The sequence below is a fragment of the Candidatus Methylomirabilota bacterium genome (genome assembly GCA_035709005.1).
Classification (GTDB): domain Bacteria; phylum Methylomirabilota; class Methylomirabilia; order Rokubacteriales; family CSP1-6; genus 40CM-4-69-5.
In genome coordinates, this window is sequence record DASTFB010000081.1 from 1 (window position 1) to 7,402 (window position 7,402).

Sequence of the window (7,402 nt, forward strand, 5' to 3'; positions counted from 1 at the left end):
GTGCGGGGTGGACGGCATGACGGCAACCGGACTCGGAATCAGCGGTACGGCGGATGCGGCGTGTCCACGGCGTACGACTTGAGCAGCGGGTGGCCCTCCCAGTCGTCGGCCAGCAGAATCCGGCGCAGATCGGGATGACCCTCGAAGTGAATCCCGAACATGTCGTAGCACTCGCGCTCCATCCAGTCGGCGCCACGATAGACCGGCGTCAGCGACGGGCACGTGGTGACGCCGGGACCCAGCCGGGCCTTCATGAGGATTCCGACGTTGGCGTCGAGGTTCGCCACCCAGGCCACGACCTCGAGGCCCTCGGCCTTCCAGTCCACGGCCGAGCAGAACGAAAAGAACCCGCAGCCGAGCGTCTCGCGGGCGAATCGAGCGAAGTCCGCCCAGGCGGACGCCGGCACCACCACGGTCAGCGGCGGGCCGGGCAACGTGATCTCGGCGCCGGCAAACCCGGCAATCCCGGCGCGCGCCTCGTCGTAGGTCACCGTCAGTCCACCTTCGGCGACGGCGGGGCCCGGCGGCCCGTGCGCCTGAAATGCGAGACCTGATCCTGGAGGAGCAGCAGACCGTTCAGGAGCGACTCCGGTGGAGGCGGACAGCCCGGCACGTACACGTCCACCGGGATGACGCGATCGACGCCCTTGACCACGTGATAGCCGTGGCGGAACGGCCCGCCGGAGTTCGCGCAGGAGCCCATCGACAGGGCCCACTTGGGATCGGGCATCTGCTCGTAGATGCGCTGGAGCATCGGCGCCATCTTGATGGTGACGGTGCCGGAGATGATCATCAGGTCCGAGTGCCGCGGCGACGCCCAGGGCACCATGCCGAGCCGCTCGACGTCGAACCGCGACGCGAACGTCGCCATCATCTCGATCGCACAGCAGGCCAGCCCGAAGGTGACCGGCCAGATCGACGAGCTGCGCGCCCAGTTGAAGATCTTCTCGGTGGAGGTCACGACGATCCAGCCGCCCGGCATGTGATGGATGGCGTCGGCGATCGCGGCCAGCGCGCTCGACGTCTTGTCGCCGTCGGTGCGCTCCTGGTGGTACTTCTCCCACTCCTGCAGATCCTTGACGTCGCTCCAGCCCGGCGGCGGCACCTGAGGCACCGGCGGCTTCACTTCCACTCGAGCACTCCCTCGCGCCGGGCGTAGAGCCAGCCCAGCCCGATGATTCCCACGAATGCCGCGACGACCCAGAACGCCCCGAGCCCGGCCGACTTGAGGATCAGGGCCCACGGGAAGAGAAACACGGCGAGCGTGTCGAACAGGATGAACACGAGGGCCACCAGATAGAAGCCCGCCGGGAACCGCACCCACGCGGCGCCGATCGGCTCGGCCCCACACTCGTAATTCATGAGCTTGACGGCGTCCGGGCGCGCCGGCCGCAGCAGGCGGGCGGCCCCCAGGGACACGACGCCAAACGCCAGGATGAGCGCGGCGAAGATGGCGACGGACGAGTACTCCGGCAACTACGCCTCCCGATTGAAGTTTGGCCCGAGATGCGAGTATATCACGCCTGGTCAGACCACATCCGGGACGGCGTAACGGAAACACGCCGAGGCGCCCCGCGGTAGGATGACGATGTGAGCCCTGGTGGCCATCTCGTGACGACCGTCGCCGCCTGCGCGGCCTCGGCGGCGCTGTCGGGATCACTTCCCCTCACTGCCGGCGTCGCCCTGGGCGGGTTCCTGATCGACGTCGATCACGCCATCGACTACGTGGTGGTGGAGCGTCAGCGCGATCTACGGCCGGGCACCTTCCTGCGCTATTACATGGAGGGACGGACCCGGCGCACGGTGCTGATCCTCCACTCCTACGAGCTGTTCGCCCTGCTCATCGCGCTGGCGTGGTGGACGCAGGCCCTGCCCCTCTGGGGCTATCTGCTGGGCGGGTTGATGCATCTGGGCCTCGATCTGCGCTTCAACGGCGAGGCGACGCCTCGTTCCATCGGCGCCTTCTACAGCTTCACCTATCGCCTGGCCCACCGCTTCGACGCCGGTGTCCTGCTCGGTGATCGCGAGCCGCCGGCCCCCGGGACGTTCTGGCGGACGTTCTTCGCAGAATTCACGGGCGGCGGACGCCGGGGCGGCGCCGCGGCTTCCCAGGCGTCCCGCCCACCGGCCTCGATGCGCGGAGAGTAGCCGACCGGCTCTAAGCTGCGCTCAGAGCCGCCAGCGCAGCATCGCGCTCCTTCCGCGCCAGGCGGTCGAGGACGTCGGCAGCGAGCCCGACGGCTCGCTGCTCGCCCTCCGGCCCGGCGAGGGCCAGCCGACGGAATGTGCCGGCCAGCCCCGTGGCGATCGGGCAGCCGTCGCCGTCGGCCTCTCGGGCGGCGGCGGCCGTCACGCTGTCGAGCAGGCGATCGAAGAGGGCGGTCATCCGGCGGCGCACCTCACCGTAGCCCTTGACGAGCTGGGCGGCCGCCGCCACCTCACGGGCCAGAGCCGGATCCCGGTCCTGGGCTGCTCTCACCGCGGCCAGCCAGCGCTCCATCCGCTCGTGCTCTCGGCGCGAGCGGTACGAGTAGGGCCGAAGCCAGCGGCAACGGGCCAGGAGCCACAGGCGCAGAAAACCCAGCACGGTCGTCGTCCGAACGTGCTGGCCGAGGGCCGGCCGCCCATGAGGCCAGCGCCGTTCTGCCCACCGGGCCAAGGGGGCGACGAGGCGGTCGGGGAGGATGCCGTAGAGCTCGTCGAGGTCGGGTCGTAGATAGTCGGTGACGATCACGTGCGCGTCCGCGCCCGCTTGCTCGCGGATGCGGGCGAGCCGGCTCGCTCGCGTCTTGAGATCGGCCACGCGGATCGCGTCCTCGTAGCTCATCCAGACCGCCAGGTGCCTGGCCACGAGCCGCGCGACCTCCGGGTCGCCCCCGGGCTGAGCGAAGGGGGCGAGGCGCTCGAGGTATCGCCCCGCATAAGCCACGTCCTGGTAGTCCACCAGCCGCGCCACCGCCTCGCCGGCCAGGGGCCGCACGCTTTCGGGCAGCCTTCCCACGACCTCGCGAAGGACAGGGGCCGGCCGCAGCGCCGGCCGCGCGGCCGCGGTGGGCCGGGCCGCGCCCGACCGCGCTTGCTCGTACCCCACCTGGAAGCCGCGCAGGTTGGCCTCGACACCGACACCTCGGCGCTCGATGGCCACCTGGTACGCCGCGGATCGAATCGGCAGCGCCTCGCTGGCGGCCAGCGCTCCCAGCAGGATGGCGTTGACCTCGGTGTCGTGCTCCCGGGCCAGCGCCAGGGCGTCGAACGCGATCAGCGTCCGGGCAAACGCCCGCGCGGCGGTCTGCAGTTGCTCGGTCGGATAGATGGCGCCGCTCGTCGCCACCTTCTCGTGGATCGAGTACAGCCGATGGGTGCTGGCGATGATCGTCGTCCGGGCCGGCGAGGGAATGCCGTTCTCGACGGCGCGCCCGACCTCCAGGAACTCCGGAGCCAGGAGCACGTCGAGCGCCCCGGGAACCGGATAGAGCGAGAAGGCCGGCGCCGTCTCGCCGGGGCCGGAATACACCTCCACGTAGTACGTCGTCGAGCCCGTCCGCTGGGCCACGCCGGGGATCGAGGTCGCGTGGGCCAGGAGACCGTCCTGGAGCGCCGCCTCCACGATCCACTCGGCCAGCACGCCCCCGCCCTGGCCGCCCACGGCGGGGATCAGCAGGGAGAAGAGCGCCGGCGGAGTCGGCGCCCGAGCAGGGTCCGTCACGCGGTGGCCAGGCGCGCGATGACGGCCGCGCGCAGGTGTGCCATCCAGCGCTGTCGGCGGGAGGGGTTGTGTATCACCCGCACCTCGTAGAAGGATGGGCAGAGGACGGCCGCGTGGGCCACCTCCCCGCACACCCCGCACCCGACGCAGGTGTGATCGACGTGGGCGATCGGATCGTCGCGGAGGGGATCCGGGCTCTCGCGCAGGGTCAGCGAGGGACAGCCGTTGAAGCGCATGCACGAGTGGTCGCCGGTGCACACATCGGGATCCACGCCGAAGCGCGGCTGGACCGCCGTTTGCCCGGCGGCCAGACGGCGGCGCTGGCGCGGGCGCTCCCGGCGCTGGCGCTCGAGCTGACACTCCCCGCGGGCGATGACCACCTTCAGCCCGTCGTAGCGGGTGGTCAAGGCCTCCCGGAGCGTCCGCAGCACCTGGCCGATCCGATAGGCGTCGACCGTCCGGATCCACTTGACGCCCACGCCGCGGAGGGCTTCGGGGATGGTCATCCCGGTCGGCTCGCCGCGCGCGTTCCGGCCGGTGGAGGGATTGTGATGCTGGCCGGTCGCCGAGGTGTAGAAGTTGTCGAGGATCACCAGCACCGAGTCCTGCTTGTTGAAGACGGCGTTGGCCACGCCGTTGTTGAGCCCGTTGTGCCAGAAGCCGCCGTCGCCCATGACCGAGACGACCCGCCGGGCGAAGAGCGGCCCCACCGCGCTCGCCGACGCCAGGCCCATGCCGTAGCCCAGGACCGAGTTGCCGACGTTGAAGGGCGCCTGCGTCGAGAAGGTGTGGCAGCCGATGTCGGCCGCCACGTGCGTGTCGCCGATCGCCGGCTCGCGGGTTCGCAAGATCTTCATGGCGCTGAACACTGGGCGCTCCGGACAGCCCGTGCAGAACGTCGGCGGCCGCTTGGCCACCGGGGTGGGCAGGACGGTGCGGATGGCGACCTGGTGACCCGTGAGGGCGCGATGGCGCTCCTCCACCAGCGCGGCGGGCACGCTGGGGCTGGCCGCCTGGCTCAGGAACGTGCGGAGACCGCCGATGACGAGCTGGGGCACGTATTCGCCATGCGGCGACAGCACGTCTTTGCCGTGGATCACTACCTCCAGGCGGGCATCGTGGGCCAGCGCCTTCAGCTCTTGCTCGAGGTAGTTCGGCATCCCTTCCTCGACGACCAGGACGCGCCGCTTGCCCCGGAGGAACTCGATCAGCTCCTCGGGCACGGTCGGGTGCAGCACGTTGAGGACGAGGAGGGGAACCGCCGTGCGGCCGTAGACGTCGGCCAGTCCCAGCGCGTGCAGGCCGCGAACGGTGGTGTTCCACAGCCCCCCTTGCATCACGATGCCGAGGTCCGAGAGCTCCCCCGGGTGATGCTCGTTCAGGCGGCGCTCGACGATATAGCGGCGGGCCGCGGGCAGGCGCCGCTCGAACTTTTGCGCCTCCATGGCGTAGGTGAAGGGCGGGAGGTTGATCCGTTCCAGGCTGAAAGTCGGGCCGCTCAGTGGCGAGCGCCGGCTGACGCGCGGCGGCACGTTGTCCTTGCAGACGAGCGTGCCCCGCATGTGGCAGGCCCGAATGCGGATGCTGAAGAACACCGGCTCGTGACATGCCTCGCTGAGGCCGAAGCCTTCCTCCACGAAGCGCGCGAATGCGGCCAGGCTGTTCCGGGGATCGATGAGGGGGATGCTCGACTTGAGGGCCGAGGAATGCGTCCGCTCCTGGAGGATGCTCGCCCCCTCGCCGTAGTCTTCGCCGATCACGACGAGGGCGCCGCCGATCACCCCCGCCGAGGCCACGTGGGACAGGGCATCGGAGGCCACGTTGGTGCCCACCACCGATTTCCAGGTCACCGCCCCGCGCGCCGGATAGTTGATCGAGGCGCCCAGGAGCGCGGCGGCCGCCGCCTCGCTGCCCGACTGCTCGAAGTAGATCCCCAGCGGCTTGAGCAGGCGTTCGTTGGCGTCGGCCAGCACGTCGAGCAGATGAGAGATGGGCGCTCCGGGATAGCCGCCCACATAGCTCACGCCGGACTGCAGCAGGGCCTTGGTGATGGCCAGGATGCCCTCGCCGCGCAGGACCTGCCCGGCCCCGTAGCCGAGCTGTTCGACGTCTTCGGTGAAGGTTCGCTCACCCATGGGGAGCCTCAGTTGGACTGCGTTGGGATCGCTGGTCCGCCTGGCTGATTCTACTACGCCGAATCGCTGATGAAACTACGCGCTGCTAGACTCGAATGCCCGACCGTTGCGTCGACTCGCCTGGCGGTACCCCAGCCACTTCTTCAGCACCGGGTCGGATGCGCTATACGTTCGAAGATTTGGACATTGACACGTGATTGGGCCGGCTCAACGATCGAGCATGCATCCCTTCTATGTGCCGATCGATCCCGAAACGCTCAAACGGCTCTACGTGGAAGGCCAGCTAACGGCGAAGGAAGTCGCGCGCCGACTGGGCTGTGCTCCCAACACGGTCCTGCGGGGGCGTTCGGGATCCCAGCACGACCGCAGGGGCCTCGGCCTTCCAATTCAGACGCGCTCTCAACACCGCCCACCTGGTCAGCCGAGATGGCTTACGTGGTTGGTCTCATGGCGACCGACGGCAACCTGTCGCGGACACGCTGGGGTTTGTCGCTGGCGTCGAAGGACACTGAGTTACTGGAGACTGTTCGACGCTGTCTTCGCCTCACGAACTCCATCACCCAGTACACCGATAGCCGGTGCTACCACATCCAATGGAGAGATCGCCGTCTCTATACCTGGCTCGTCGCGATCGGTCTCGCGCCGGCCAAGAGCTTGACACTCGGCCCTCTGAAGATCCCCGATGAATACTTTGCGGACTTCTTCAGAGGATGTCTTGACGGCGATGGTACTGTGCTCGTCTATAAGGATCAGTATCATGTCGCAAAGAAAGAGAGCTATGTCTACGATCGCCTCTACGTTTCTCTCTACTCGGCAAGTCTCCCGTTCCTGAATTGGGTGCGTGCGCGGATCTGCACGATACTTGGAGTCTCCGGAGCGATCAGCGAGGGGAGAGAGCAGGGCCGTGCGTGCTGGAGACTCCGGTACGCCAAAGCGGAGTCGATTCGCGTGCTCGGCTGGATTTATTACGCCACTGACGTGCCATGCCTTTTCCGTAAACGCGTCAAGGCCGAACGTTATCTCTCGCCACTGGGTCACAGCCCATCGCGACCCCGCGGGCGGCCAAGGGTCGGGTGGCTGTACAATACGGTGATCGCGGACCGGGCCGGGGTGGCGGAACTGGCTATACGCGTGGCGCTCAAAACGCCATGCCCGCAAGGGCGTGCGGGTTCGACTCCCGCCCCCGGTACCATTCCTTGACAACGCTCTTCGCCGCCTTGTAACGTGACCCCTCGCGTGGGGCTGTAGCTCAGTTGGGAGAGCACAAGGCTGGCAGTCTTGGGGTCAGGGGTTCGACTCCCCTCAGCTCCACCATTTCTTCCCCCGGTTCGAAAGTCCAGTAGTCGCTGGCACTTGGTATGTAGGACTCCGGCGCATGGCCGCCAAGGTCCGCCGGCTCGGCACCAACGTCGTCCGCCTAAATACGCAGGTCTTCGTACAGGTTCAGAACCTGGCCCGCCAGGCCGGCGTCAGCCCCTCGGAGATCGTAGAGTTCGTGATGATGGAAGTCTTACAGGACGACCCCGGCGCGCCCGTGCTGGAGCCACCGAATCCGGTGCCC

7 protein-coding genes and 2 tRNA genes are annotated in these 7,402 nt (G+C 68.4%); 4 read left to right on the plus strand and 5 right to left on the minus strand.

The window, feature by feature from the left end:
* Nucleotides 1–38: 38 nt before the first annotated feature.
* The 3 genes from VFR64_13975 to VFR64_13985 form a co-directional block, all read right to left on the minus strand.
* Complete coding sequence (locus tag VFR64_13975; protein ID HET9490848.1) at nucleotides 39–491, minus strand: NADH-quinone oxidoreductase subunit C; 453 nt, start codon at nucleotides 489–491, stop codon at nucleotides 39–41.
* Nucleotides 492–493: 2 nt separating this feature from the next.
* Nucleotides 494–982, minus strand: a complete 489-nt coding sequence (locus VFR64_13980) for an NADH-quinone oxidoreductase subunit B family protein (GenBank protein HET9490849.1) — start codon at nucleotides 980–982, stop codon at nucleotides 494–496.
* A gap of 140 nt (nucleotides 983–1,122) precedes the next feature.
* On the minus strand, nucleotides 1,123–1,476 hold the full coding sequence (locus VFR64_13985; protein HET9490850.1) for an NADH-quinone oxidoreductase subunit A: 354 nt from the start codon (nucleotides 1,474–1,476) through the stop codon (nucleotides 1,123–1,125).
* A gap of 114 nt (nucleotides 1,477–1,590) precedes the next feature.
* Here VFR64_13985 and VFR64_13990 point away from each other — a divergent pair, with 114 nt between their 5' ends.
* Complete coding sequence (locus VFR64_13990) at nucleotides 1,591–2,148, plus strand: hypothetical protein (GenBank protein ID HET9490851.1); 558 nt, start codon at nucleotides 1,591–1,593, stop codon at nucleotides 2,146–2,148.
* Between the two features lie 10 nt (nucleotides 2,149–2,158).
* On the opposite strand, the gene VFR64_13995 is transcribed toward VFR64_13990, so the two are convergent.
* Entirely contained in the window at nucleotides 2,159–3,706 is a 1,548-nt protein-coding gene (locus VFR64_13995; GenBank protein HET9490852.1) for an indolepyruvate oxidoreductase subunit beta family protein, read from the minus strand.
* On the minus strand, nucleotides 3,703–5,841 hold the full coding sequence (locus tag VFR64_14000) for an indolepyruvate ferredoxin oxidoreductase subunit alpha (protein HET9490853.1): 2,139 nt from the start codon (nucleotides 5,839–5,841) through the stop codon (nucleotides 3,703–3,705). The genes VFR64_13995 and VFR64_14000 overlap by 4 nt, the downstream gene beginning before the upstream one ends.
* A gap of 1,104 nt (nucleotides 5,842–6,945) precedes the next feature.
* On the opposite strand from VFR64_14000, the gene VFR64_14005 reads away from it, so the two are divergent.
* From VFR64_14005 to VFR64_14015, 3 genes are all read left to right on the plus strand, one after another.
* Nucleotides 6,946–7,033: transfer RNA gene (locus tag VFR64_14005), tRNA-Leu, on the plus strand.
* Nucleotides 7,034–7,079: 46 nt separating this feature from the next.
* Nucleotides 7,080–7,155, plus strand: a tRNA-Ala gene (locus VFR64_14010).
* A gap of 61 nt (nucleotides 7,156–7,216) precedes the next feature.
* Nucleotides 7,217–7,402: hypothetical protein (locus VFR64_14015; GenBank protein HET9490854.1), on the plus strand; the 186-nt coding region annotated here is incomplete at its 3' end.

Coding starts and splice junctions, on each gene's coding strand:
- VFR64_13980 (HET9490849.1), bottom strand. CDS start 982: ATGCCGGGCGGCTGGATCGTCGTGACCTCCACCGAGAAGATCTTCAAC.
- VFR64_14000 (HET9490853.1), bottom strand. CDS start 5,841: ATGGGTGAGCGAACCTTCACCGAAGACGTCGAACAGCTCGGCTACGGG.